Origin of the sequence: Geodermatophilus obscurus (genome assembly GCF_900143215.1) — a bacterium.
Taxonomy (GTDB): Bacteria; Actinomycetota; Actinomycetes; order Mycobacteriales; family Geodermatophilaceae; genus Geodermatophilus; species Geodermatophilus obscurus_A.
Genome location: NZ_FRDM01000020.1, coordinates 1 through 24,440 on the forward strand (window position 1 = coordinate 1; position 24,440 = coordinate 24,440).

Genomic DNA, 24,440 nt, shown 5'->3' on the forward strand with positions numbered 1-24,440 from the left:
GTCGTCGGCCGGGACGTCTCCGGGCCGACCACCGACGAGGCGATGACCCGCTCGGAGGAGCGGCTCAACGTGGGCACCCGCACCGAGGAGACCGGCCGGGCCCGGCTGCGCAAGTACGTGGTCACCGAGAACGTGACCGAGACGGTGCCGGTCTCCCGCGAGGAGGTCCGGGTCGAGCGCGAGCCGATCACCGACGCCAACGTGGGCAACGCGCTGGACGGGCCGGCGATCTCCGAGGAGGAGCACGAGGTCACCCTGCACGCCGAGCGTCCGGTGGTGGACAAGGAGGCCGTGCCGGTCGAGCGGGTGCGCCTGGACAAGGAGACCGTCACCGACCAGGAGCGGGTGTCGGAGGACGTCCGCAAGGAGGAGATCGAGGTCGACGGGCCGGGTACCACCGACCGTCGCATCTGAGGGAGGACCCTGCTGCAGGGTCACCCACACCACGACGAGGCCCCGCCGGCGCATCTGCGCCGGCGGGGCCTCGTCGTGTGCCGGGCCGGTCAGCTGCCGGTGGGGGTGACGCCGAACATCAGGACCCGGCGCTCGACGTCGTAGTGCACCGTCGCGGTGTTGGCCAGCAGGTCCTGCAGGTTGTCCGCGTCGTCGGGGTCGAGGGTCAGGACCTCCTCCCAGGCCCCCTGGTCGAGCACCAGCTGCAGGGTGTAGGTGCCCGGCTTCCCGGGCTCACCGGCCACCCAGCTGAACTGGTAGTGGCTGAGCTGGCGGACCTTGACGCTGTTGTCGGTGACCGGCTGCGGTACCTCGGGCACGGCATCTCCCTTCGTCGGGCCGCGCGGAACTGCGCGGCCGCTCGACCTGCACCTACCCGCTGCCACGGTCGGCACCCCCGTCATCCGGCGTGTCCCGCCCAGGTGAGAGCGCCCTCATCCGTCCCTCACGACGTCGTCACCGGCCGGGCGCAGCATGGTGCGGTGCCCACCCCGCTGCTGTCGTCCCCGGTCCCGGCGCTGCGGCACGACTGGCCGCCGTCCCTCCAGCTGCTGCTGGGCGAGGCGGCGGGCGACATCTGGACGACGGTGCTGGACGCCACCGGCGGCCGGCTGCGCGGCCTGCGCGCCACCTCGACCGCGCTGCAGTCCGACGGCGCGGCGGTCGTGCAGTACGCCGCCGAGGTCGGGTGGGCCGACGGCCACACCACCCGGGAGGTGCTGGCGGCCGCCACCGGCGCGCGGATCCCCCCGGGCGCGGCCGTGCTGGAGGGCGAGGCCGACGGCGAGGTCGTCCGCGTCGGTCTGTGGCGCTGGCCGCTGGACCCGGCCCTGCCCGGCCTGGCGTGGGCGAGCTCCTCCGCCGACGTGGCCGGGCGGCTGGCCGAGCTGGGCCTGCCCGGCGGACGCCCCCGGCTGCGGCTGCGCGCCTACCGGCCGGGCCGCCGCGCGGTGGTGGAGGCGACGACGACGGCCGGCCGGCTGTTCCTCAAGGTGGTCGCGCCCTCGGCCGTGACCCGCCTGGCGGAGCGGCACGCAGCCCTGGCGGGCGCCGTCCCCGTGCCGCCGGTGCTCGCCGCGACGCCCGATGGCGTGCTGGTGCTGCCCGGACTCCGCGGGACGCCGATGCGCACGCTGCTGGCCAGGGACGGCGCCGGCCTGCCCGACCCCGCGCACCTCGACGCCCTGCTCGACGCGCTGCCCCCGGCGGTCGCCGGCCTCCCGGGGGGCCGGCGGGCACCCGGCGACGCGCTGGCCCGCGCCGGCGGCCACGCCCGCGTGCTCGCCGCCGCCGTCGCCCCGCTGCGCCCGCGGCTGGAGGCGCTCACCGCCGTCCTGGCCGCGGTCGACCCCGGGGAGCACGAGCAGGTCCCCGTGCACGGCGACTTCTACGAGTCCCAGCTGCTGGTGGACGCCGGCGCGGTGATCGGGCTGCTCGACGTCGACACCGCGGGCCGCGGCGCGCGGATCGACGACTGGGCGACGCTGCTCGCCCACCTGGTGCTGCTCGAGCGCGTGCTGCCCCGCCCCGGCACCGTCGTGCGCTACCGGCGGGACGTCGAGGCCGCGCTGCTGCGCCGCTGGCCGGCCGGGCAGCTGCGGCCGCGGGTCGCAGCGGTGCTGCTCGGGCTGGCCACCGGCCCCTTCCGCGTGCAGCAGGTGGAGTGGCCGTCGCGGACCGACGAGCGGCTCGACCTCGCCGAGGCGTGGGCCACGTGAGAGCGCCCTCACCGCGGACTCCTCGGGTCCTCACGCCCGGGGGACGCCCTCGATGACGTCGGAGAGAGACCGATCGAGAGGGAGCACCCCCATGAGCAACCGCCCCGCCACCTGGAAGGTCGTCACCCTCGGCGCCGCGCTGGCCGGACTCGGTGTCGCCGGTGCCGGCGTCGCCGACGCCGTCGCCGACGACGAGCCGCGCAACCAGCAGCCGGACAGCGTCGTCGTCGACGCCGCCGAGGGGGACGCGACCGCCACCCCCGCCGACGCCTCGCCCGCCGACGCCTCGCCCGCCGACGCCTCGCCCGCCGACGCCTCGCCCGAGAGCGCGGACTCGCCGAACGAGAGCGTCGCCGACTCCCCGGAGGACACCCCCGGGGTCGACGCCACCCCCGCCGACGCCACCCCCGATGACGACTGATCCCCCCGGCGACGGCAGGCGGCCCCCGGACGCGGTGTGCGTCCGGGGCCTGCTGTTGCGCGGGCCGGCTCAGTCCGCGACGAGGCGGTAGCCCATCCCCCGGACCGTCTCGATCCGGGCGGCGCCGAGCTTGCGGCGCAGGTAGCGGACGTAGACGTCGACGACGTTGGAGCCGGGGTCGAAGTCGTAGCCCCACACGTGGCTGAGCAGCTGCTCCCGGGCCAGCACCTGACCGGGGTGGCGCAGGAAGGTCTCGGCCAGCGCGAACTCGCGGGCGGACAGGTCGACGGTGCGGCTGCCCGCCTGGGCGCGCCGGGTCCGCAGGTCCAGCGACAGGTCGCCACAGGCGAGCACGGTGGTCTCGGTCTGCCGGCCGCCGGAGAGCCGCAGCCGCACGCGGGCCAACAGCTCCTCGAAGCGGAACGGCTTGGGCATGTAGTCGTCGGCGCCACCCTCCAGCGCGGCCACCGTGTCCTGGACGCTGTCCCGCGCGGTGAGGATGACGACCGGGATGGTCACCCGGTCGGCCCGCAGCGCCCGCAGCACCTCGAAGCCGTCCATCCCGGGCAGTCCGATGTCGAGGATCATCAGGTCGAAGTCGCCGCTGGTCGCGGCGTCCCGGGCAGCGCGACCGTCGGCGACGACGGCCGTGGCGAAGCCGTTGGCCCGCAGCCCCTTCTCCACGAAGGCAGCGATGCGGGCCTCGTCCTCGGCGATGAGCACGCGGCTCACGACGGACCTCCTCGGGTTCCGCTGGGCAGCCGGCCGGCTGCGGGGTCGAGTTCCGGGGTGGCGTCGTCGTCCACCGTCGTCGCGTCCTCGGCCAGTGGCGGCGCCAGCCGGGCGGGCAGGACCAGGCCGACCGTCGTCCCCCGGCCCGGCACGCTGTCGAGCACCGCGCGCCCGCCGTGGGCGACGGCGATGGCCCGGACGACGGAGAGCCCGAGGCCGGCGCCGTCGGAGCGCCGGGCACCGGACGTGCCACGGGCGAAGCGGTCGAAGACCCGCGCCTGCTCGGACTCCGGGACACCCGGTCCGGTGTCGGAGACCCAGAAGCGCAGCTCACCGCCGCTGAGCTGGCTGCCGAGGGAGATCCGGTCGCCGGGGCCGGTGTAGCGGACGGCGTTGTCGGCGAGGGCGACCAGCGCCTGGGTGACCCGCTGGGTGTCCAGCTCCGCGTCCACGTCGGCGGCGGTCTCCAGCAGCCACTCCCGGTCGCCCAGCCGCCGGACCTTGTCGAACACCGCGGCGGTCAGCGCGGCGACGTCCACCGGCTGGGGACGGACGAACTGCGGCTGCTCGGCGCGGGCGAGCAGCAGCAGGTCGGACACGATCCGGTTCATCCGGTCCAACTCGTCGTCGACCAGTGCCACCGTGTCCCGGACGTCGCCGGGGTCGGTCGCGTCGACCACCTCCAGGTGGCCGCGGACGATGGTGATCGGCGTCCGCAGCTCGTGCCCGGCGTCGTCGAGGAAGCGGCGCTGCGCGGCGGCGCCGGCCTCGAGCCGGTCGAGCATCTCGTTGACCGAGGCGGCGAGGTCGGTGAGCTCGTCGGCCGGGCGGCCGTCGAGGGGGATGCGCCGGGACAGGTCGGTCTCGGTGATGCTGTGGGCGGTGGCGGCCACGTCGCGGACCGGTCGCAGGATCCGGCCGGCCACCACCCAGGCGCCGCCGGCCGCGAGCAGCACGGTGCCGGCGCCGACGGCGAGCATGAGCCGGGCGGCGTCGTCGGCGGCCTGCCGTTCCTGGTCGGCGAAGAAGGCGACGACGGCGACGCCGCGGGACGGGTCGCCGTCCAGGATCACCGGGACGGCGAGGTAGCGGACCTCCCCGGCGCCGCTGTCGTAGCGGCCCCACGTCGGTTCGGCGACCGCGCCGACCTGCCGGGTGAACTCCGCGTCCCGGCTGAGCAGCACCGGGGCCTCGATCCGGCTCTGGTAGCGGTACTCGCCGTCGACGTAGCCGAGGAACTTCTCGTTCGGCCGGGCCAGGTTGTAGGTGATCAGGGTCTGCAGCACGTCCTCGACCGAGCCGAACTGCTCGCCGGTGCGAGGGTCGACGTCGCCCTCGAGGATCCGCCGGAACTCCTCGATCTCGGCCTCGAGGGTGATGTCGATCCGCTCGTCGGTGGCGGCGATGAGCAGCCGCCAGGTCACGAGGGTGACGATTCCCAGGGCCAGGAGGACGAGCAGCAGGACCCAGCCGATGATCCGGGTGCGGGCGGCACGGGGGACCCAGCTCCGGCGCCGCGCACCCGCATCAGCCGTCCCCGCCATCGTCGTCCCCACCGTCGTCGTCTCGATCGTCGTCCGCGTCGTCGTCCGCGTCATCGTCCGGCAAGGGCGGCGGCGGCACGACATCCGCGAGCCCGGGGGCGTCCGCGCTGCTGGGAGGCGCGGCGGGTGGTGCGGGGACGTCGCCGGCGCCGGACCCTGGCGCCGCGGGGTCGGGCGCCGAGGGCGGTTGCGGGTCCGGCCCGGGGCCGGGCACGGCACCGGGTGCCGAGCTCGTCCCGATCCGGATGGGCTCGGGCAGGGGGTCGCGCTCGCTCGCGGCCGGGCGCAGCGCCGTCCAGCCCGCCACGACGGCGGCCACCAGGACCGCCGCCGCGACGATCACCACGAGAGCCGCGTGCCGGCGCAGTCGAGATCCCACACCCGCACGCTCCCCGTCCGGCCGCAGTTCTCGGTGAGAGGCGCATGAGAGGCCTCTCATGCCCGGACCCCCTCGCGGCGAGCACGTCCGCGTCCCTGCCCGAGCGCACCGGTGTCGTGGCGTCCGCGGAGGACGCCCCGCTCGCCACCGTCTTCGCCGACCACTCGCTGCTGCCGCTGGTGCTCGCTGCGTCTGCCTGATCCGCCCTCGGCACCGCCGCGACAGGGGACGCCCCTCAGAGAATCAGTACGGGGGTGGTTCGGTGACGGCGGTCAGGCCGGTGGGTGTGGTGACGGCGAGGGTGCCGTCGGGGGTCATGGTGTAGGTCCAGCCGGGGGCCTGGTGTTTGCCGCGGTGGTCGGTCGTGCAGAAGCCGGCCAGGTTGGCCGCGGCGGTGGGCCCGTGCGGATGGGCGGTGACGTGGTCCAGTTCGCCGGCGGCGGGAATGCGGCGGCGGCAGCCGGGAAAGCGGCAGTGCCGGTCGCGGGCCCGGGTGAAGCGGTCCAGCGCCGCGGCGGGCCGGTACCCCGGCGTGGATGCCGGAGCGCCCAGGCCGGGGCGGCCGGTCAGGTCGTGGCCGCAGGTCTGCGGTCGCCGCCGGCACGCCGGAGCTCCGCAGCTGCCGGCCCGGCGCAGGGCGGGCAGGTCGGTCAGCGCCAGCAGCGCGCCGCTGACCGCGTCGGTGACCGCGATCCGCGGCCGGTCGGCCAGCCCGCCCTCGGCGGTGGCCATGAGCAGGGCGGCCAGCTCGTCGCGCTGGGTGTCGGCCGCGGCGGCCAGCGCGGCCAGCGCGTCCTCGGCGGCGGTCACCCGCCCGGCGGTGCCGGTCTGCCAGGCGGCCTCGTCGGCGGCGTCGGCGCGCGACCGGGGCGGGACCTCGGCATCGGGTCCGAGCAGGTCGGCACCGGAGCCGTAACCGGAGTCGTAGCCGTAGCCGTAGCCGTAGCCGTGGTCGTGGCCGTAGCCGTAGCCGTAGCCGTAGCCGTAGTCGTGGTCGTCGAGCCACTGGCAGGGGTCGTGCCAGGGGCCGGCGTCCCAGCCGCCCGGCTCGGGCGGTCCGCCGGGCTCCCAGCCCGGCTCCCCGGGTGCAGGGGCGTCGCCGAAGCCGTCGCGCACCAGCTCGTCCAGCCACCGGTCGAAGTCGGCGGCGTTCAGCTCGGCCGCGGCCCGCTCGACCGGGCCGCCCGCGACGTCGACCGGCTCGAGAGCGCCGCCGACGGAGCACCTGGCATCTGCGGCGTCGGCGTCCCCGGCCGAGGTCGCGGCGTCACCGGCCGACGTGGCGGTGTCGCCGGGGACGGGATCGCCGGGGGCGGGATCGCCGGGGGTGGGGTCGTCGGGGGTGGGGTCGTCGGCGGCGACGGGGTCCAGGCCGGCGAAGGCGCGGGCCAGCTGGCGGGCCATCTCCGCCGGCACCGGCCGGCCGTCGACCTCACCCACGGCGTCCCCACCCAGCGCGGTGTGCACCGAGGCCACGATCGTCAGCAGCGCCTGCACCGGCGGCAGCTCGGCCTCTCCCGGGCGCAGCACCAGATCCAGCAGGCAGTCCACCAGCTGCTGCCCCCGGCTGCGCTCCTCCCCCAGCCCGGTCTCCAGCGCGTCCACGTAGCCGCACAGCGCCCGGTAGAACGCCTGCGCCTCCGGCGTGCTGCACACCACCGTCACCACCGACAGGCCCAGCGTGCGGTCCTCCCGCAGCGAGATGCCGCGCCGCTGCAGCGCCCGGGCCAGCTCCCGCGCCGCGTTCCGCGCGTTCAACCCGGCCACCACCCGGCGCACCCGATCGGCCAGCGCCGCCGGCGTGGTCACCCGGCGCCGCGCGGCCAGCCAGGCCAGCAGCTCGGCCTCCACCCGGGCGCGCAGCGCATCGTCGGCGATCGGCGCCACGTGCTCCAGCAGGCACCACAGGTGCCGCTCGTGCAGCAGCCCGCTCTGCAGCGCGTCCAGCACCCGCGGCAGCCGGGACACCAGCGTCAGCGACCGCGCCAACTCCGCCTCCGCGGCCGGCACGGTGAGGTTCAGCGCGATCGACAGCTCCTGGGCGGCCCACTCACTCACCGGCCACAGCACCGCCGCCCGCGCCGCCCACCGCTGCGCCGACATCGCTCCGCGCTCCCCCTGCACCCGATCGGCGGCCGCCGGCCGGCTGGCCGCGAACGCCGCCACCGCCCGCACCCGCAACGCCGCCTGCCGGCTCATCTCCCGGGCCGCGGCCTGCACCGCACCCAACGGCCCCTCCGCCCAGCCCACCGACGGCGCAGCAGCACCCACAGCCCCGGTCCACGCCTCACCGCCCACGCGTTCGATCATACGTTCGAATGACGAGGTGATGCAAGAGGAAACCGCAGCTCAACGCGGCAATGCGATTCAGCCGTCCACACGAGACGCGCACCGAACCCGAGCAGGATGGCCACCGGGCTCGTGCCCGGGGCTGGGCGTCAGCGCGTGTTGGCCGCCAGCGAGGCGGACAGGGTGAGCCGGAGGGTCTCGGGGACCTCGTCCGCGGCACGCCGCGGGGTGGGCACGAGGTCGATGACCAGGCGGGTCGGCGCGAAGGCCTCCGCGTAGCCGATGCGGGCCTGGGCGCCCCAGTGCCGGGCCGAGGCCACCACGGCGTCGGGCTCCACCATCGCCGACATCTCCACCTGGGAGACGTGCGCGCCGAGAGCGGCGAGCTTGCCGGAGAGGTAGGCGGTCACGTCGACGAAGGTCGTCGGGGAGAACGACAGCGTGGACGGGCTCTGGTAGTGCATGACCCGGGAGAGCCGGCGGGCCGCGGACAGGGTCGCGGCGGCGACGGCGCGGTGGTCCTGGTGGCTGTCGTCGGGGGCGTGCACGTAGACGATGTCGGCGTCGGTCTCCTCGATCGCCCGCTCGACGATCGCGACCGTGGCAGCGTCGGGCACGACGGTGCAGTCGACCTGGCCGCCCCACTGCAGCCGGGCGCCCAGGGTGCGGGCGGCCTGCTCCTGCTCGAGACGCCGGCCGATGACCACCTCGTCGTCCCCGGGGCCGTTCTCGCCACCGGTCATGACCAGCATGGTGACGGCGTCGCCGGCGGCGGAGTGGGCCAGCAGGGTGGCGCCGCAGCCGAGTTCGATGTCGTCGGGGTGCGCCCCGACCGCGAGGACCCTACGCATCGTCGCGGCTCGCAGCGGCCCGGGCGCGTGCGCGCCGGTCGGCGGCCGAGGCCGTACCCGGCGCCGCGAGCAGCGCCACCGGGGCGATGACCGCGACCAGGGCGCCGCGGGAGGCACGTGCGCGCAGGCGCCGTGCCGTCGAAGACCTCGTGGGGCCGTGCATGACGTCAGTCCTCGTGTCCGGGGCGGCCGACCCGCCCGACGAGGTCCCATCGGCACGTCCCGGCCGTTCCCGTAGCCCCATCGGCCACGTCTCCCCCCAAGAGGTGGGACGGGGGCCTACGCACCGTCCTGCGCCGCGGTCGCCAGGGCGCGGGCGCGCCGGTTGGCACGGTGGACCAGGACGGCACCGACGACGCCGGCGGCCGCGAGCCCGATGGCCGGGCCGGTCCCGTTGCCCTCCTCCGGCAGCTCCGTGGCCGGGGGACAGGCCGTCGCGGTGCCGCGGCGCGCGGCGAGGTTGGTGCCGTCCAGGTGCCACATCGGGCCCGCACCACGGGTCACGGGAACCGTGAAGGCTCCGTGGTGGGTCCCCGGCCGGAAGGTGGTCGGCTGCGGAGTGCCGTAGGGAACGGGGGTGACCTTGTTCCGCGCGCCCGTCGGGATCGTCACCGTGGAGGGCGAGGTGTTCTCGTAGCCGAACACGGCGGTCCAGGAGCCGTCGCGGTTGAGCACGACGCAGTCCAGCAGCGGCACCACGGTGCCCTTCGCCGAGGCCGTGCCGGGCAGGGCGAGCAGCCCGCCCACGGCGATGAGCGCGACCAGCGCGGCACGGGTGACACGGATGCGGGCGCGCCGCACCGCCGATGACCTGCCGTTCATGAGCCCTGCGTCCTCGCGTCCGGGGCGGCTGTCCCGCCCGTCGGGAACGCATCGGCAGGTCCCGGCCGGGACCACAGCGCTCCAGGACCGGAACCGCCCGAAAGAGGGACGTCAGGCCCGGACCGGCGCCCCCAGCAGGGACAGGGCCAGCTCGGCGGCCGCCGGAAAGGTGTCGACGACGGCCCAGGCGCGCGGCTGGTCGGGGGCAGTGGCGTACTCGCCCTGCCGGACGCGGATCGCCCGCGCACCCACGGCCGCCGCCACCGCGACGTCCTTGCCGGGCCGGTCGCCGATCACCAGCAACCGCTCCGGCGGCACACCGAGCCGTGCGGCGACGGCGACCAGGCCGGCCGGGTGCGGCTTGCGGACGGCGCGGCCGCCGAGGGCGTCGGTGACGACGACGACCGGCAGCAGCGGCCCGAGCCCGGTCGCGGCCACCTTCGCCGCCTGGATGGCCGGGTTGCCGTCGGTCAGGCAGGCCAGCGGGGCGGCCGCGGCCAGCGCGCGCAGGGCGTCCTCGGCGCCCGGGTACGGCGACAGCCGCGGCGGTGTGTGCTGCGTGAACGCCGCCACGAGCGGTGGCACCAGCTCGGCCAGCGACGATCCCGGGACGCCGACCGCGAGCAGTGCCCGGTCGATCGTCCCGCCCGCATCGGAGCCGGCGGCCAGCTCGGACCGCAGCGCGGCGTGCACCGCGGCGCCCTGCAGCCCCGCGAGCCCGGCCGCGACCCCGACCGCCGCGGCGGCGGAGGCCAGGTAGTCGGCCTGGGGGTAGAGGGTGTCGTCGAGATCCACGACCACACCCAGCGGCGCAGGCCGGCTCACCACGGCAGCCGCCCGCCGGTGAAGTCGGGCTCGTCGAGGGCCAGCAGGGCGTCGGTCCGCTCGTCGGCGAGGACGGCGGCCACCCGCGGCCCCGTCGTCCCGTCGCCGTACGGGCAGGGCACCGTCGCGGCGCGCTCCTGCCCCTCCGGGCTGGTGTGCCTGGCCGCGGCGGACAGCACGGCGGCGGCCGCGCGGTCGTCGGCCAGACCGGCGAGCGTCGTCGTCCCGGCCTCCACGCCCTCCCAGCGCGGCGTCGAGCCGCGGAGCACCACCACCGGGACGCCGAGGTACGCCGCCTCCTCCTGGATGCCGCCGGAGTCGGTGACCGCCAGCCGGGCCGAGGCCAGCGCGCCCACGAGGACGGAGTGGTCGACGGGACCGGTCAGCCGAACGCCCGGGTGCTCCAGCCGCGCTCCCAGCCCGGTCTCCGCGAGGCGCGCGGCGGTGCGGGGGTGCACCGGGAAGGTGACCGGCCCGACCTGGTCGGCCAGCGCCCGCACCACGCCGACCAGGCGGGCCAGGCGGACCAGGTCGTCGACGTTGGTCGGCCGGTGCGCGGTGACCAGCACGCCGGCGCGCTCGGCGACCGGCACCCGCTGCACACCGCGGGCGACGAGGGTGTCGATGACGGGGTTGCCGACGACGAACACCCGCTCGGCGGCGACGCCCTCGTCGGCGAGGAAGGCCGCCGCCCGCTCGGTCGGCGCGAGGTGCAGCTGGGCGGTGGCCGCGGCGACCCGCCGGTTGACCTCCTCGACGCTGCGCGGGTTGAGGCTGCGCAGCCCTGCCTCGAGGTGGGCGAACGGCACCCCGGCGGCGCGGGCGGCCAGCGCGTAGGCCGGCACGGTGTTGGTGTCGCCGAGCGCGAGCACCAGGTCGGGGTCGAGCAGGCGCAGCGCCCGGAACGCGTCGGCGTGCAGCGCGCCGGTCCGCTCGGCCGGGTCGGTCGGCAGCGCGAAGCGGTGCCCGGGGGTCAGCCCGAGCGCCGCCTGCAGCTGCGAGCCCATCTGCGGGTCGGTGTGCTGGCCGGTGTCGACCACGCTGACCCGGTGGCCGGCGGCGGTCAGGGCGGTGACGACGGGGGCGAGCTTGACCACCTCCGGCCGGGTGCCGAACGGCACCAGCACGTGCCGGCTGCGGCTCACGCCGTCACCGCCACCGGCGCGCACGGATCGGCGACGGGGCTGCCGTCCGCGCTGCTGTAGGTCTCGGCGAAGTAGCGGCTCATCGCCACACCCGGCCGGAAGGACAGCTCCGGCAGCGGGGCGCCGCGGACGCCGGCCAGGTAGGCGCTGACCACGTCGGCACCGGCGGCGAGCGTCAGCGGCAACCCGCCGGAGAAGCGCGGGTTGATCTCCACGACCGTCGCGGTGCCGTCGTCGGCGACGAAGCCCTGCACGTTGGCCGGACCGGTGAGCCCGACCGCCGCCAGCGCCGCGGCGACGACCTCGGTCACCGCCTCGGAGGCGAAGGTGCGGCCCTTGACCGAGATGCCGGCCTTGGTCTCCTCGCGCCAGCGCGGCACGACCACGCGCAGGCCGCCGTTCCGGTCGACCAGGGCGTCGGCGGTGAACTCCCGGCCGGTCAGGCGGGTCTGGGCGATGAGCCCGTCGTCCTCGCGGAGCGCCTGCACCACGGGAGCGCGCTCGTCGAGCAGCCGGACGCCGCGGCTGCCGCGGCCGGCCACCGGCTTGACCACCCACGGTCCCGGGACGCCGGCCACCTCGTCGGCCGACGTGGCGGTCGCCGGGTGCGGCACGCCCGCGGCGGCCATGGCCCGGGCGAAGGCCGCCTTGTCGCAGCACCCGTCCACCGCAGCGGCGTCGGGCAGCCAGGTGGCGATCCCGGCCGCGGCCAGGCGGGCGGCGCCGGCGGCCAGGTGCGGCAGCTCCTCGGCGACCGTGCTGACCAGCGCGTCGACGCCGTAGACGGCGCAGACGCCGAGCAGCGCCTCCACGAACCGGGGGTGGTCGCCGCGCGGCAGGACGACGGCCGTGTGCGCCAGCGCGCCTCCGGCGGCGGCCACGTCGGCGTCGCCGGCCACGACCCGGTGGCCGAGGGCGACCAGCCGGCGGACCACGGCCACGCCGGCGGGGCCACCGGCTCCGGTGACGAGGACGGCGGGGCCGTCGGCCGCGGGCGGGCGGGGCTGGGGCAGCGAGGAGGGCATCGGTCGTCCTGGGTCGTCGGGGCGGGCCCGGGGTCGGGACCGCGGCGGCACGGGCACCGGCGGTCGGGGGACCGGGCGGTCGGCGGGAGGCCACAGCCGCTGGGTGGGCGGCTCGCGCTCGTCGGGCCGGGCCCCGGAGGCGGGCTCCCGCTCGGGGTGCTGCAGCAGCCAGCCGCGCGCCCACAGCCGCAGCGCGGCGACCCGGTGGTTGGTCACCGGTTCCCACTGCCGCGCGGCGATGGACTCGGCGAGCGCGTCGAGGACGGCCGGGTCGTCGTCGTAGGTCGCCACCGCGACCAGCGAGGCAGCGTGCGCCCCCAGGCCGTCGCCGGCCAGCGCGCGCACCCGTGCGGCCCGCTCGGCGGAGGGCAGGTGCCCGATCCGGTAGTCGATGCGCTCCGCCTCGCGGCGCGCGCCCATCCATCGGGCGACCCGGTCCGGCAGCACGTAGCGGTACACGAGGCCGGTCAGGTTCAGCCGGCGGGAAGGGGCGCGCGGGTCGTCGTCCGCCGGCCGGTAACCCAGGCCCGGGCGCGCCCAGCTGTCGGGCCGGCGGGCGGTGTGCCGGCCGGCGACGTCCTGCTCGGCACGCTCGGCGGTCGGCAGCGTGATGCAGACCATGAGCAGGAAGCCGCCGAGCGTGGCGGCGAGGTTCCACACCGTGCCGACCCAGTCGTGGAAGAGCACCAGCGCCGGCGTCCCCCACACCAGGCCGGCGACCGTGGAAGCGGCCAGCCGCAGGTGGTTGAGCACGAGCAGCGCGGCGACGGCGACGACGAGCCCGGCCACCGCGTGCTGGCGCCGGCCGCGCAGGACGACGGCGGTCAGCGCGGTGAGGCCGAGGACCGACAGGATCGAGGAGCAGGACTCGGTGACCTCGGCCAGGATGACCTCGCCGTCGGGGCGGAAGACCAGGATGTGCCGTTCCAGGGACCACGAGACCGAGTCGACGCCGACCAGGTCCAGCACGTGGGCGACCCAGCGGGCCTCGTGCACCTGCAGGAAGCCGGCGCCGTAGCGGAAGCCGACGGCGCAGATGACCACCGCCAGCAGCAGGTCCAGCAGCACCGGGACCAGCCGGCGACCGCTGCGCAGGGGGCGCCGGGCCCGCCGGTACGGGCTCCCCCCGAGCAGCACGGCCGCGCCGACCGTCACGACCCCACCCCCGCGGGCGCGACCACGGGCGGGTCGACCCGCACCGTCGAGGTGGCCCCCGACCGCGAGGTCTTCACCCAGGTGTAGGGGCGGCCGAGCATGCCGTCGACGTAGGCGCGCGTGGTGATCCAGATGGACAGCGCGAAGGCGGGCAGGAAGCCCAGCAGCCGCCACGCCGACCGCCGCTCCACCCGGCCGATGAGCAGGCCGACGGAGAGCTCGGCCAGCGGGCCGACGAACAGCAGCATCGACAGCGGCAGCAGCGCGACGACCGGCAGGTCGCCGATGCCGAAGGCGCGCAGCACGGTCAGCACCAGGCCCAGCCCGCTGAGCAGGGGCACGTGGTAGACGAGCAGGAAGAGCGTCGTCTCGACCTTCTCGACCGGGCTCAGGTGCGGCGAGCGCATGAGCGGGCGCCAGTAGTCGCGGAAGCACTTCTGGTGGCCGCGGGCCCACCGGTACCGCTGCTTCCAGAACCGCTGGGCGCTGACCACCGCCTCCTCGAAGTCGACGGCGGAGAGGTCGTAGCGCACGCGCTGGCCGGCCATGAGCACGCGGAGGGTGAGGTCGGTGTCCTCGGTGACGGTGTGCGGGTTCCACCCACCGAGGCCGCGCAGCGTGGACATGCGGACCGCGCAGTTGGCCCCGCCGTACGCGGGCAGCTCGAACAGCGCCTGCCGGCCGTACTCGTTGACCAGGTAGCCGGAGAGGAAGTCGACGAAGACGGTCGAGGCCATCGGCGAGTCGCGGCCGTTGCGGATGACGCAGCGGCCCATCACCGCGCCGACGACCGGGTCGCGGAAGTGCCGGACCAGCCGCCGCAGCGCCGTGGGGTCCGGCTCGTGGTCGGCGTCGAAGACGACGGCGATCTCGGCGTCGACCAGGTGCAGGGCGTCGTTCAGCGCACCGGACTTGCCGCCGCCGGAACCCGGCGGGCGGTGCAGCACGCGCAGCCGCCGCTCGCGGACCGCCCAGGCGTCCAGCCGGGCGCCGGTGCTGTCGTCGGAGCCGTCGTCGACCACGACCAGGGTGAGCCGGTCGGCCGGGTAGTCCAGCGCGAGCAGCGCGGTGACCATCCCGTCGACGACGAGCTCCTCGTTCTTGCAGCCGACGAAGACCGCGACCGAGGGCGTGTAGCCGGACAGCCCGACGTCGGCGGCGAGCATGTCGTTCTCGGCCCAGCGTGCCGCGGCGACGGCGAAGGCGAGGTGCCGGCAGAAGTAGACGCCGAAGACGACGTTGAGCACGCCGGCGACCACGCCGAGGATTTCGTCGAGGCCGGAGAAGAGCGCCACCATCGTGAAGCCGCAGACGTAGGCCAGCAGCACCAGGGGCCGGCCCTCGGGCCGGCTGTCGTGGGGATCGCCGGCGGGTGCGACGGCGGCCGTAGGGACGCCGGCCGGCGGGAACCCGGTGCCGGGCGTGGTCGCCCCGCTGACCACCGCCCCACCTCCCCGCCGTCCGCGACCTGCGGCGGAGCGCGGACTCCACCGTGCTGGTGCATCGGCACCGGGGAGTCCGTCCTGAAGCCGAAGCCGCGCAGGTCAGGCCGCCGGGTCCAGCACGCGCAGCTCGCGGACGTAGACCGCGGTGCCGTGGCCGAAGCCCGACACCAGCGGCTGGACGCGGGGCGCGACGGCCGCAACCAGGCCGCGCGGGGTCACCGGCACCCGCAGCGCGTCCCCGGCGACCGACAGCGCCAGCACGGTGGCGACCAGCGCGAGCAGCGGGACCGTCGCCAGCGCCGCGGGCAGCCCGGCGTGCTCGGCCAGCAGGCCGATCAGCGGCGGCCCGCCCAGCAGGCCGGTGTAGCCGACGGTGGTCGCCAGCGCGATGCCGCGGGCGCCGCCGAGGAGGCCGGCCCGCGAGATGGCCAGCGGGAAGACGTTGGCCAACCCGAGGCCCACCAGCACGAACCCGCCCAGGGCCGTCGGCACCGTGGTCGCCGTCAGCGCCGCGACGCCCCCGGCCGCGGCCAGCACGGTGCCGCCGGCGAGCAGCCGCCGCTCCCCCAGGGCCGCCACCAGCCGGGCCCCGGCGAGGCGGCCGCAGGCCATGGCCAGGGAGAACCCGGCGTACCCGGCGGCGGCCAGCGCCGTCGGAGCCCCGAGCTGCTCGCGCAGGTGCAGCGCCCCCCAGTCCGAGAGCGCGCCCTCGCCGAAGGCGGTGCAGCCGGCGACGGCGCCGAGGACGACGAGCACCGCGGTCGGCCGCGACCGATCCGCCTCCCGGGGGCGGCCGGGCGTCGCGGAGCGGGGGCCGTCCGCGCCGGCGAGGGCCCGCGCGACCCAGGCGGTGACCAGCAGGCCGAGGGCGCCGACGAGCACCAGGTGGGCGGCGACACCCGCGACCGTGGCCAGCAGCCCGCCGAGCAGCGCGCCGGCCAGGCCGCCGAAGCTGAAACCGGCGTGCAGGCCGGACAGCAGCGGCCTGCCGAGCCGGCCCTCGACGGTGACGCCGACGGCGTTGGCCGCCACGTTGACCGTGCCGGTGGCCGCGCCGAAGACGAGCAGGGCGGCGCACAGCCCGGGCATCGACGTCGCCAGGCCGGGCAGCACCACCGACACGCTGAGCAGGAACGCCCCGAGGGTGGTCACCACCCCGGCGCCGAGCCGGGCGCACAGCGCGCCGGTGACCTGCATGGCCGCCAGCGCGCCGATGGACAGGCAGAGCAGGGCGACGCCGAGGGCGCTGTGCCCGGCGCCCACCACGGCGGCGACGTCGGGCACGCGGGCGGCCCAGCTGCCGAAGACGGCGCCGTCCAGGGCGAAGACGGCGGCGACGGCGGCCTGCTGCCGGGACAGCGACGGCGGCACCGGTGGCGACACCGTCGTCCGGGCACGCGCGAGCAGCGGAGAAGTGGGCACGGGGACCTCGCAAGGGGGGAGACACGGGCCACCGCGCAGGGTGGCCGCTCGAGGGGCGGGGAGAGCACACGACCTCGGGCACCCGTCTCCACGGTTGCAGCTCGTGCCGCCGCCCGCCGTCCGCACGGGTGTGCAGGTCACCACAGCACCGGCTCAAACGTCACGGTGGTCACGTCGCGCCCCAGTGACGGCCACCGTCGGGCTGGTTCCCCGGCTCCGGGGGGCAGCGCAGCGAGGCCGAGCTCGACCCGGCTGCTGGCCCAGCGGGACGTGGCGCCCGGCCCGGGCCGACCGACCAGCCGGCGGGCCCGACGTCCGGAGCCGTCGAGAGGTGGACCGTGGACCCGCCCGCCTGCGGCGTGCACAGCTGCAGCAGCGCCGGCCGGTCGGCCACCATCCGGGCGGCGGGCGACGCTCGGCGCGCGCCCTCTGCGCGGAGCGCCGCGGGGGTCAGCCGGTCCGGGCCTCGACCACGGCCATCATCCCGGCGTCCTCGTGGTCGTTGATGTGGCAGTGGTGGACGGTGCGGCCGTCGAAGTCCTCGAAGGGGATGCGCACCGTCGTCTCACCCCCGGCCGACACCCGGACGACGTCCTGGTAGACGACGCCCTCGACCGGCCGGCCGTCGACGGCGACGACCTGCATCGGCCACACGTGCAGGTGCATCGGGTGGTCCATCCCGGTGTGGTTGACGTAGGTCCACTCCTCGACCGTCCCCAGCCGGGTGACCACGTCGGTGCGGGCGTGGTCGAAGGGCCGGCCGTCGATGGTCATGACCATCCCGCCCGTGCCGTGCCCGCCGGCGTGGTCCTCGTGCCCTCCGCCGGACCGGTCCAGGCCGAGGACCATGGTGCGTCGGGCGGCGGGCTCGACCCCGCGCAGGTCCGGGAGCTGCGGGTACGCCGGCACCGGTGGCAGGGCGGGGACGGGGCTGCCGCTCACCTGCAACGTCGCGAGCGCACCCGGGGCCCCGGAGGGGCCGTCGTCGCCCCGCGTGCGCGGGTTGGCCAACCCCTGCAGCTCGCCGGTCTGCTCTCCCACGGTCACCAGGACGTCGACCCGGCCGCTGTTGAGGACCTCGACCTCCTCCACCCGGCGGGGCTCGGCGAGCCGGCCGATGTCGGTGGCCAGCAGGTCCAGCTGGTGCCCGTCGAGCCGCAGCTTGAGGAACCGGGACGTGCAGGTGTTGATGATCCGCCACCGCTCCCGCTCCCCCGGGCGGGCCTCGATCGTGGGCGTCAGCTGCCCGTTCACCAGGACCAGCCGGCCCTCGCGGCCCTTCATCCGCTCCCGCTCGGAGACGTGCACCGGGTGGCCGGCGTCGTCCAGGGTGGTGTCCGAGACGACCAGGACGCGGTCCCGGGTGACCGGGACCTCCGGGCCGGCGTCCTCCACCACGATGCCGCCGTAGAGACCGCTCCAGATCTGGTCGGCCGTCAGGTGGTGCTCGTGCGGGTGGTACCAGAACGGCCCGGGCGGGTGGTCGTCGGGCAGCTGGATGTCGTACTGGAAGGACTCCCCCGGCTGCACGTGGACGTCGAGGGTGTTGTCGGCGTTGCCCTTCGGGGAGACGTGCAGCCCGTGCGTGTGCAGGTTCGTCGGGTCGGAGAGCCGGTTGACCAGCTCGACCTGCAGCCGGTCACCGGGACGCAGCCGCAGCGTGGGCCCGGGCACGGTGCCGTTGTAGGTCAGCATGTGCGCCGGCCGGCCACCGAGGGTCACGGAGGTCTCGGCGACCTCGAGCCGGACCCGCAGCAGGCCGTTCTCGCTGTGCAGCGTCTCGGGCTCGGAGAGGAACTCGGCTGCGGCGAGGGCCAGCCCGGCGGACGGCCTCCACCCCGGAGCGCCGATCGCGACCCCGAGCAGGCCCAGCCCACCCAGCTGCAGTGCCCGGCGGCGGCTGAGCCCGGGGACGAGGCGCCTGCCGGCGACGTCGTCCGGAGGAGGGACCGGAGCCGGGGTCCGCACCGGACCGGTTCGGGGTGAGTCGGGACCAGTCATGACCGCGTCCTTCCTGACCTCGGCGGGGAGCCGCACCGGTACGGGACCCGGCGTCGAGGTCGCCTGTGACGCGGGAGGGGAACGCGGAGCGGCGCGGGAGGTCGCGGGAGGTCATCGCCCATCGGGGAGGGCGGACGGCTCGCTGTGTGCTCAGCGAGGAGTCGGCGGCCCGGGCTCCCAGGTGCTGGGCCGGGCGCCGTTCGCGTGACGTGCAGCGGCAGCCTAACCACGGTGCGTGCGCAGCCACCACGCAACGGCCACTTGCGGTGACGCTGCGACGTCTTCGCCCGGGGCCGCCCCGGGCGTCCGAGCTGCACGTCCACGCAGCGCCCGCCCCCCGACAGGTCGGGCCCCGTCGCTCCGGCGTCAGGCCGCAGACGCCGACTGCTGGTCGGCGGCGACCAGGTGGCACCCGCTCGCCCCGACGGGCGTGACGGGGAAGCCCAGCTCGGTCAGGACGTCGGCGATCGCGGCGTTCATCGTGCGCTCGACCGCCGCCTCCACCGCGGCGCCCCGGACGCGCTCCAGGCTCATGCGGTCGTGCTGGCGCCAGGTGACGAGGATGCCGTGGCGGGCCGGGTCGGGGGTCAGGCACACCCCGCCGGCCGGGCTGTCGCCGGCGGCGTCGTGCAGGGTGAGCCCGGCCTCGACGAGCGCCGCACTGACCTCCACGAGGAGAGTGGTGAGCGCGTCGGCGTCCGACAGCAGCTCGTCCCAGTCGTCGGCCAGCCGATCCAGCTGATCGCCGAGCTCGGCGAGCCAGGCCCGCTCCAGCGGCGACTGCCGCCGGACCAGCACGCCGTCGGCCCGGCGGGCGCCGTAGACCACCTGCGCCGAGGCGGGCAGGTCGCCGGTGGCCGCGGCCCAGGCCGCCTCGATCCGGTCGGGGAACGGGCCGGCCAGGACCACCGGGCCCGGCTCGTCCCCGGGCTCGTCGACGAGCCACCACGCCGACGTCCCCCACCCGGCCGGGTGGGGCCCGGCCTCACGGTCGGGTCGCCCCTGCTCCACCGAGGGCGCCGGGGCGACGGCGGACTGCGCCGACCGCTGCGCCTCCCGTGCGCGCTCGCGTTCGTACCGCGCCGTCGAGCTCCTGCCCAGCGCGATGACCAGCCCGGTCAGCGCGACGAAGCCCAGCACGGCCATCGCGGGCGACACGATCACGACTCCACCTCTCCGCACCGGGGTCCGACCGCCACGGAGGCTGCGGACCGCGTCATCGACTCCGGCCCGAGCCCGCGCTCACCAGGCACGCCAGGCCCCCCGTGGACCGGCGCCCCAGAGGGCCGCGCGACGCGTCCAGAGCTGCACGCGCGCCCAGGGGCCGGCCCGGTGCCGGCCGCCCGCCGGGCACAGCGGCTCCTCCGCGGGCTCGAGCACGAACAGGCCCAGCAGCACGGCCAGCCCGTCGTCCGCCGGGATCTGCTGGACGTCGGTGGACGTGCGGGTGGGGGTGACGGTGGGCGCGCTCACGCAGGTTCTCCTCAGGCGGTCCCGTCGCGGCTGGGGAAGTGCCGCGGACAGCCCGAAAAGTAGGGCTCCACCAGGCCCGATCCGCGCCGTCGGCAGCCACGCGGACGGCCTCGTCACCGCATCGTTGTGGAGGCCCTCCCCGACGGCCGGTGACCCGGTCCTGCGGACGCCGCCTTGTCGACAAGATCCCCGGATCCCAGCGTGGGACCGCTGCCGGCGCCGCTCGGTCACGCCGCGCGGCGCGCCCCCGAGCGCGTGTCGCAGGATGTCGAGGTGGGCCCCGTGGGGATCGAACCCACAACCCGCGGATTAAAAGTCCGCTGCTCTGCCAGTTGAGCTAGAGGCCCGGTACCAGCCGCGAGGCTACTCGGGCGGGCGGCCGCTCAGATGACGTCGAAGACGAGCAGGAGCAGCAGGGTCAGCAGCGCGGAGACGGCCAGCGAGCCCAGGCAGCCGAGCCGGCTGGAGAAGAGGAAGAACACGGACGCCGGGTGCCCCGCGGGGCCGACTCCGAACCGCGGTGTCACGTTGCGTGGCGGAGGCTCCGGACATGTCACCTGGTCAGGTGATCGTTGGAGGGCCTCACGTCACCTACCGTCACTCCTGCCCGGTGAAGCCCCGGGCCCGAGGCTCCGGCCCGGCCCTCGCGTTCCCCCCGCGGCGGCCGGGCCGGACTGCGTTCCGCCTCAGCACACCCGGCCGAGCAGGTCCCACAGCAGCGCCTGCTGGGCGGGGTCGACCGACAGCGGCACCGGTACCGGCTCGGCGTCCCCCACCTCGATCCACACCGGGAAGACGAACGGCTGCTTGGTGTCGGCCAGCACGTGCGGCTCGCAGGACGCCGGGGTGAAGGAGACCCCCGCCGTCGCCCGCTCCTCCCCCGGCCGCAGCTCCAGCGGCAGCCCGTCCACGGCGAGGTCCAGGACGACGCTGCGCCGGGCGTCGACCACCGTGACCGCGCGGTCGTCGTCCCCGGTCCGGGTGAGGACGACGGTGCCGGTGACCGAGTCCCCCGCCGCCGCGAGGTCGGTCAACCCGACGCCGGCGACGGCGAGCACCCCGGCGACCGCGCACGCCTCGCGGTGGACGACGTCCAGGTCGTCACCGGCCAGCGGCACCCGCAGCTCCTCGACCGTGCCGTCCGGCCGGGCCACGGTCAGCCGCGCCGCCAGGGGGCCGGGCTGGGCGGCGCAGTCCGGCTCGCCGAAGGCGGTGCGCAGGTCGATCGTCCGGCCGGGCTCGAAGGCGGCGGTCAGCGCGGTCGACGGCAGCGGTGCGAACCCCGGCGAGTCGATCGCCACGGCCGTCACCGTGAACGGCTGGTCGCCGGTGCCGGTGACCCGGACGTGCACCCGCCCGGCGACGGGCACGTCGGTGCGGTGACGCACCACCTCGGCCTCGATCCCGGGCACGGGGGGCAGCGCCGCCGAGGTGGTCGACGGGGCCGCGCCGGCAGCGCCGTCCCCGCCGGAGCACGCGGCGCACAGCAGCGCGAGAGCCAGCACCGTCCGCCGCATGGCCCGCAGGGTAGGGACGGCGGCGCCGCCCGGGAGCCCTACCGGTCGCGCCCGGGCAGCCGGGCCATGACGCGGCCGGCCTGCATGCGGATCTCGAGCTTGTCCTGCGGGTTGGCCGCCGGACCACGCCGCGGCTGGCCGTCGTCCAGGTTGAACGCCGAGCCGTGCCACGGGCAGACCAGGCAGTCGGTGCCGCGCACCTGCTCCACCGAGCCCTCGTACAGCGGGCCCGAGAGGTGCGAGCAGACACCGATGAAGGCGTCCACCTTCGTCCCACGGCGGACGACGGCCAGCGGGACGTCGGCGCTGCCGCCCTTGCCGGTCCGCAGCGCCGCCCGGCCCTCGGGCAGGTCGTCCAGCGGGCCGAGGTCGATCCACTCCGAGCTGAGCGCGCGGGCCGCCGTCGCGGCGTGGGAGGCGCCGGAGGACTGGGCGTAGGACATGTGCCCGCCGATGGCCGCCGATCCGCTCGCGACGCCCAGGCCCGCGTAGGACAGCACCCGGCCCAGCCCGCCGCGGCCCTGGGCGCGAGCGACCAGCGAGCCCACGTACAGGCCGAGCGCGACGGTGTTGCCCGCGGCGTGCAGCAGGCCCAGCCGCCGGACCCCGATGCCCTGCTCCGACCAGTCGGCCGCGCCGGACATCGCCGCCGGGACGGCGACGGCGACGCCCGTGCCGATGAGGACGGTGGCGGCCGGCCGCAGCGGGGGGATGGCGTCGAGCAGGCCGGCCGATATCCAGCCGCCGACCGGTACCTGCACCAGGATCGGGTGCAGCGGGTGCCCCAGCCAGGTCCCGTGCAGCAGGTCCCTGAGGGCCTGCGGCCTGAGAGCGGCCTGCACGGCGCGCTGGGCCGGCCCGATCGCCTTGTCGAAGGTCGCCTTGTCTGCGACCCGGTCGAGGATCCCCAAGAGGCTCATGGCGGCGTCCTACCCCCGCTGATCGGTGGCGATGCCGACTCCCATCAGCGGTGACGAGAGCGGGTCCGAGAGTGACGGCCACGCCGGACACCCCGTCCGTGGTGATCGACCGCACAGCGGTTCCGTCGGTTCCCAGGGGAATAACCACTGGTGTCCAGCCGATGCCCAGGTGCAACGTGCAGAAAGACCTGGTGGCCAGCAGAGGAGGCGTCGTGACCTGCCCGTCTCTGTTGACCCGCCGTCCGGCGGTCGGCGACGCCGTGGGCAGCCTCGCGGCCCGGGTCCGCGCGGAGGACACGCTCGGCCAGTTCGCCCGCTTCGTGCTCGTCGGCGCCTCCACGACGCTCGTGTACGCCGCCTTCTTCGCCACCCTGGAGGGCCTGGGCTACCTGCCCGCGCACGTCGTGGCCACCGCGGTCTCGACCCTGCTCGCGAACGAGATGCACCGCCGGCTCACCTTCCACGCCGGTGAGCGGGTGAACTGGCTCACCGCCCAGCTCGAGGCCGGCGGCGTCTCGGTCATCGGCCTGCTGCTCACCAGCGCCTCCCTCGGCGTGCTGAACTCGACGGTCGCCGACGCGAGCGTCGTCACCCAGGTCGCCCTCGTCGTCACGGTGACCGGCCTGGTCGGCCTCATGCGCTTCATCGCGCTGCGCTGGCTGTTCCGCCCGCGGACGGTCTCGACCGCCTGACGGCGTCGCGCCGCTGGGCTCGTCGTGTGACACCGGCACCGGCCCCGCCCGCGGCTAGGTTGGCGCGGGTGACCGAGCCGACCACCGCCACGCGAGCGGACCTGCACGCGGTCGCCCGCGAGGTGGGCCGCTGGGTGGTCCGGCTGGCCGTCGTCCTGGCCGGCGCCTGGCTCGGGATCCTGCTGCTCGGCCGCGTGTCCGCGCCGATCGGCCCGTTCGACGCCACGGTGGCGTTCCGCCCGTTCGGCGGCGGCGCCGCCCTGGACATCCCCCCGCTGGGCGCGCTGCAGGTCGACGCCTACGACGGGCCGCTGCGGCTGGAGATCCAGCTCAGCCGGGTCGACGAGATCCGGGCGACGCAGCTGGCCACCGACCCGACCCGGCTGGACGGCGTCGTCGACCAGGTCAGCGCCGACCTGCGGAACGCCGTCGAGCGGGTGGCGTGGCTGACCGCGCTGGCCGCCGTCGGCGGGGCGACGGCGACGTCCCTGCTGGTGCTGCGCCGCCGCCGGGAACCACTGATCGCCCTGGGCCTGTCCACCGCGCTCGTCGCCACGACCGGCGGCGTCGCCGCGGCCACCTGGCGCCCCGCGGCGCTGTCCCAGCCGACGTACACCGGGCTGCTGGTCAACGCCAACAACCTCATCGGCAGCGCGCAGGACATCGTGGCCAGGTTCGACGCCTACCGCGCCTCGTTGGAGGACCTGGTCGCCAACGTGAGCACCCTGTACTCGACGCTGTCCACGCTGCCCCCGACGGGCGACGCCGACGGCAGCGTGGCCCTGCTGCACGTCTCCGACGTCCACCTCAACCCCGCCGGCTTCGACCTGGTGCAGCAGGTGGTCACCCAGTTCGACGTGGACGGCGTCCTCGACACCGGGGACCTCACCGACTGGGGCAGCCAGCCGGAGAACGCCCTGGTGAGCCGGGTGGGCACGCTCGGCGTCCCGTACGTCTTCACCCGCGGCAACCACGACTCCACCGTCACCGTCCAACTGGTCGCCGCACAGCCGAACGCGACCGTGCTCGACGACTCGGCCGTGACGGTGGCCGGGATCGAGGTCGTCGGGACGCCGGACCCCCGCTTCACCCCCGACCCGGACGCCGACGACGGCCCGGAGTCGCTGGAGGAGACCGGCGCGGGCCTCGCCGCGTTCGCCCGGGCGCTGCCCGAGCCGCCGGCGATCGCGATGGTGCACGACCCGGAGCAGGCGCCGCCGCTGGACGGCGTCGTCCCGCTGGTGCTGGCCGGGCACACGCACGAGCGGGAGGTCACCCGGCTCGACGGGGGCACCCTGCTCATGGTCCAGGGCTCGACCGGCGGGGCCGGGCTGCGCGCCCTGCAGGGCGAGTTCCCCGAGCCGCTGACCTGCACGGTGCTCTACCTCGATCCGGGGACCGGTGCGCTCACCGCCTACGACCAGATCACCCTCGGCGGCCTCGGGCGCACCGAGGTGACCATCGACCGGCAGCTCGTCGCCCCGACCGTCCCCACCGGTGGGGACGGCGCCGGTGGGGACGGCGCCGTTCCGGGCCCGGCGCCGACCGTGCCCGCTCCGGCGGCGCCCCCTGCACCCGCCTCCCCGACGGGCTGACCCCGCCCACCTACCC

23 protein-coding genes and 1 tRNA gene are annotated in these 24,440 nt (G+C 76.3%); 6 read left to right on the forward strand and 18 right to left on the reverse strand.

Annotated elements, in window-relative coordinates; all coding sequences use genetic code 11:
- The coding region (locus BUB17_RS16725) for a YsnF/AvaK domain-containing protein (protein ID WP_141243051.1) at positions 1–414 on the forward strand (414 nt) is incomplete at its 5' end.
- Positions 415–503: 89 nt separating this feature from the next.
- On the opposite strand, the gene BUB17_RS16730 is transcribed toward BUB17_RS16725, so the two are convergent.
- Entirely contained in the window at positions 504–773 is a 270-nt protein-coding gene (locus tag BUB17_RS16730; RefSeq protein WP_072919832.1) for a hypothetical protein, read from the reverse strand.
- A 162-nt stretch (positions 774–935) separates the two neighbouring features.
- Between BUB17_RS16730 and BUB17_RS16735 the strand changes: the two genes are divergently transcribed.
- Positions 936–2,171, forward strand: a complete 1,236-nt coding sequence (locus BUB17_RS16735) for an aminoglycoside phosphotransferase family protein (RefSeq protein WP_208983422.1) — start codon at positions 936–938, stop codon at positions 2,169–2,171.
- A 91-nt stretch (positions 2,172–2,262) separates the two neighbouring features.
- On the forward strand, positions 2,263–2,592 hold the full coding sequence (locus BUB17_RS16740; protein ID WP_072919833.1) for a hypothetical protein: 330 nt from the start codon (positions 2,263–2,265) through the stop codon (positions 2,590–2,592).
- Positions 2,593–2,661: 69 nt separating this feature from the next.
- Here BUB17_RS16740 and BUB17_RS16745 read toward each other — a convergent pair whose 3' ends face one another.
- Genes BUB17_RS16745 through BUB17_RS26915 form a run of 3 tightly spaced genes read right to left on the reverse strand, consistent with a single transcriptional unit; the run spans position 2,662 to position 5,247 of the window.
- Positions 2,662–3,324, reverse strand: coding sequence for a response regulator transcription factor (locus tag BUB17_RS16745; RefSeq protein ID WP_072919834.1), 663 nt, complete (start codon positions 3,322–3,324; stop codon positions 2,662–2,664).
- Positions 3,321–4,922: a sensor histidine kinase gene (locus tag BUB17_RS16750; RefSeq protein WP_244277302.1), complete on the reverse strand. Its 1,602-nt coding sequence runs from the start codon at positions 4,920–4,922 to the stop codon at positions 3,321–3,323. Before BUB17_RS16750 ends, BUB17_RS16745 begins: the two co-directional genes overlap by 4 nt.
- Positions 4,852–5,247 carry a hypothetical protein gene (locus BUB17_RS26915; protein WP_175561391.1) on the reverse strand — a complete coding sequence of 132 codons (396 nt, stop codon included), beginning with the start codon at positions 5,245–5,247 and terminating at the stop codon, positions 4,852–4,854. Before BUB17_RS26915 ends, BUB17_RS16750 begins: the two co-directional genes overlap by 71 nt.
- 44 nt (positions 5,248–5,291) lie before the next feature.
- On the opposite strand from BUB17_RS26915, the gene BUB17_RS26920 reads away from it, so the two are divergent.
- Positions 5,292–5,447: a hypothetical protein gene (locus BUB17_RS26920; protein ID WP_175561392.1), complete on the forward strand. Its 156-nt coding sequence runs from the start codon at positions 5,292–5,294 to the stop codon at positions 5,445–5,447.
- A gap of 43 nt (positions 5,448–5,490) precedes the next feature.
- Here the strand turns inward: BUB17_RS26920 and BUB17_RS16760 are convergent, their stop codons facing one another.
- From BUB17_RS16760 to BUB17_RS16830, 14 genes are all read right to left on the reverse strand, one after another.
- Complete coding sequence (locus BUB17_RS16760) at positions 5,491–7,545, reverse strand: HNH endonuclease signature motif containing protein (RefSeq protein WP_141243053.1); 2,055 nt, start codon at positions 7,543–7,545, stop codon at positions 5,491–5,493.
- 140 nt (positions 7,546–7,685) lie between these two features.
- Positions 7,686–8,387 carry a PIG-L deacetylase family protein gene (locus BUB17_RS16765; protein ID WP_072919837.1) on the reverse strand — a complete coding sequence of 234 codons (702 nt, stop codon included), beginning with the start codon at positions 8,385–8,387 and terminating at the stop codon, positions 7,686–7,688.
- 279 nt (positions 8,388–8,666) lie between these two features.
- On the reverse strand, positions 8,667–9,209 hold the full coding sequence (locus BUB17_RS16770; protein WP_141243054.1) for a hypothetical protein: 543 nt from the start codon (positions 9,207–9,209) through the stop codon (positions 8,667–8,669).
- Positions 9,210–9,320: 111 nt separating this feature from the next.
- On the reverse strand, positions 9,321–10,004 hold the full coding sequence (locus tag BUB17_RS16775; protein WP_244277304.1) for an HAD family hydrolase: 684 nt from the start codon (positions 10,002–10,004) through the stop codon (positions 9,321–9,323).
- Between the two features lie 26 nt (positions 10,005–10,030).
- The gene (gene wecB, locus BUB17_RS16780; RefSeq protein ID WP_072919885.1) at positions 10,031–11,179 is read right to left on the reverse strand and encodes a non-hydrolyzing UDP-N-acetylglucosamine 2-epimerase; all 1,149 of its coding nucleotides are present in this window, start codon (positions 11,177–11,179) and stop codon (positions 10,031–10,033) included.
- Positions 11,176–13,359: an ATP-grasp domain-containing protein gene (locus BUB17_RS25555; protein ID WP_083606386.1), complete on the reverse strand. Its 2,184-nt coding sequence runs from the start codon at positions 13,357–13,359 to the stop codon at positions 11,176–11,178. The genes wecB and BUB17_RS25555 overlap by 4 nt, the downstream gene beginning before the upstream one ends.
- Positions 13,356–14,801, reverse strand: coding sequence for a glycosyltransferase family 2 protein (locus BUB17_RS16795; protein WP_072919839.1), 1,446 nt, complete (start codon positions 14,799–14,801; stop codon positions 13,356–13,358). The genes BUB17_RS25555 and BUB17_RS16795 overlap by 4 nt, the downstream gene beginning before the upstream one ends.
- Positions 14,802–14,903: 102 nt before the next feature.
- A complete protein-coding gene (locus BUB17_RS16800) occupies positions 14,904–16,226 on the reverse strand; it encodes an MFS transporter (RefSeq protein WP_072919840.1) in 1,323 nt (440 codons plus the stop codon).
- Between the two features lie 450 nt (positions 16,227–16,676).
- Entirely contained in the window at positions 16,677–18,227 is a 1,551-nt protein-coding gene (locus tag BUB17_RS16805; RefSeq protein ID WP_083606393.1) for a multicopper oxidase family protein, read from the reverse strand.
- 366 nt (positions 18,228–18,593) lie between these two features.
- Positions 18,594–19,391 (reverse strand): hypothetical protein, encoded by a 798-nt coding sequence (locus tag BUB17_RS16810; RefSeq protein WP_072919841.1) that lies wholly within the window; start codon positions 19,389–19,391, stop codon positions 18,594–18,596.
- 78 nt (positions 19,392–19,469) lie between these two features.
- On the reverse strand, positions 19,470–19,700 hold the full coding sequence (locus tag BUB17_RS26180) for a hypothetical protein (RefSeq protein ID WP_072919842.1): 231 nt from the start codon (positions 19,698–19,700) through the stop codon (positions 19,470–19,472).
- A gap of 274 nt (positions 19,701–19,974) precedes the next feature.
- A tRNA-Lys gene (locus BUB17_RS16820) sits at positions 19,975–20,047 on the reverse strand.
- A gap of 339 nt (positions 20,048–20,386) precedes the next feature.
- Entirely contained in the window at positions 20,387–21,217 is an 831-nt protein-coding gene (locus tag BUB17_RS16825; RefSeq protein ID WP_141243056.1) for a hypothetical protein, read from the reverse strand.
- A gap of 38 nt (positions 21,218–21,255) precedes the next feature.
- Positions 21,256–22,137, reverse strand: a complete 882-nt coding sequence (locus tag BUB17_RS16830; RefSeq protein ID WP_072919844.1) for a Rieske (2Fe-2S) protein — start codon at positions 22,135–22,137, stop codon at positions 21,256–21,258.
- 212 nt (positions 22,138–22,349) lie between these two features.
- On the opposite strand from BUB17_RS16830, the gene BUB17_RS16835 reads away from it, so the two are divergent.
- On the forward strand, positions 22,350–22,829 hold the full coding sequence (locus BUB17_RS16835) for a GtrA family protein (RefSeq protein WP_072919845.1): 480 nt from the start codon (positions 22,350–22,352) through the stop codon (positions 22,827–22,829).
- Positions 22,830–22,897: 68 nt separating this feature from the next.
- Complete coding sequence (locus BUB17_RS16840) at positions 22,898–24,424, forward strand: metallophosphoesterase (protein ID WP_072919846.1); 1,527 nt, start codon at positions 22,898–22,900, stop codon at positions 24,422–24,424.
- Positions 24,425–24,440: the final 16 nt, after the last annotated feature.

What these genes read in the sequence shown, in the direction of transcription:
- BUB17_RS16750 (WP_244277302.1), bottom strand. Translation starts at nt 4,922, where the DNA reads ATGACGCGGACGACGACGCGGACGACGATCGAGACGACGACGGTGGGG.
- BUB17_RS16830 (WP_072919844.1), bottom strand. Translation starts at nt 22,137, where the DNA reads ATGAGCCTCTTGGGGATCCTCGACCGGGTCGCAGACAAGGCGACCTTC.
- BUB17_RS26920 (WP_175561392.1), top strand. Translation starts at nt 5,292, where the DNA reads ATGAGAGGCCTCTCATGCCCGGACCCCCTCGCGGCGAGCACGTCCGCG.
- BUB17_RS16770 (WP_141243054.1), bottom strand. Translation starts at nt 9,209, where the DNA reads ATGAACGGCAGGTCATCGGCGGTGCGGCGCGCCCGCATCCGTGTCACC.
- BUB17_RS16765 (WP_072919837.1), bottom strand. Translation starts at nt 8,387, where the DNA reads ATGCGTAGGGTCCTCGCGGTCGGGGCGCACCCCGACGACATCGAACTC.
- BUB17_RS16825 (WP_141243056.1), bottom strand. Translation starts at nt 21,217, where the DNA reads ATGCGGCGGACGGTGCTGGCTCTCGCGCTGCTGTGCGCCGCGTGCTCC.
- BUB17_RS16740 (WP_072919833.1), top strand. Translation starts at nt 2,263, where the DNA reads ATGAGCAACCGCCCCGCCACCTGGAAGGTCGTCACCCTCGGCGCCGCG.
- BUB17_RS16805 (WP_083606393.1), bottom strand. Translation starts at nt 18,227, where the DNA reads ATGACTGGTCCCGACTCACCCCGAACCGGTCCGGTGCGGACCCCGGCT.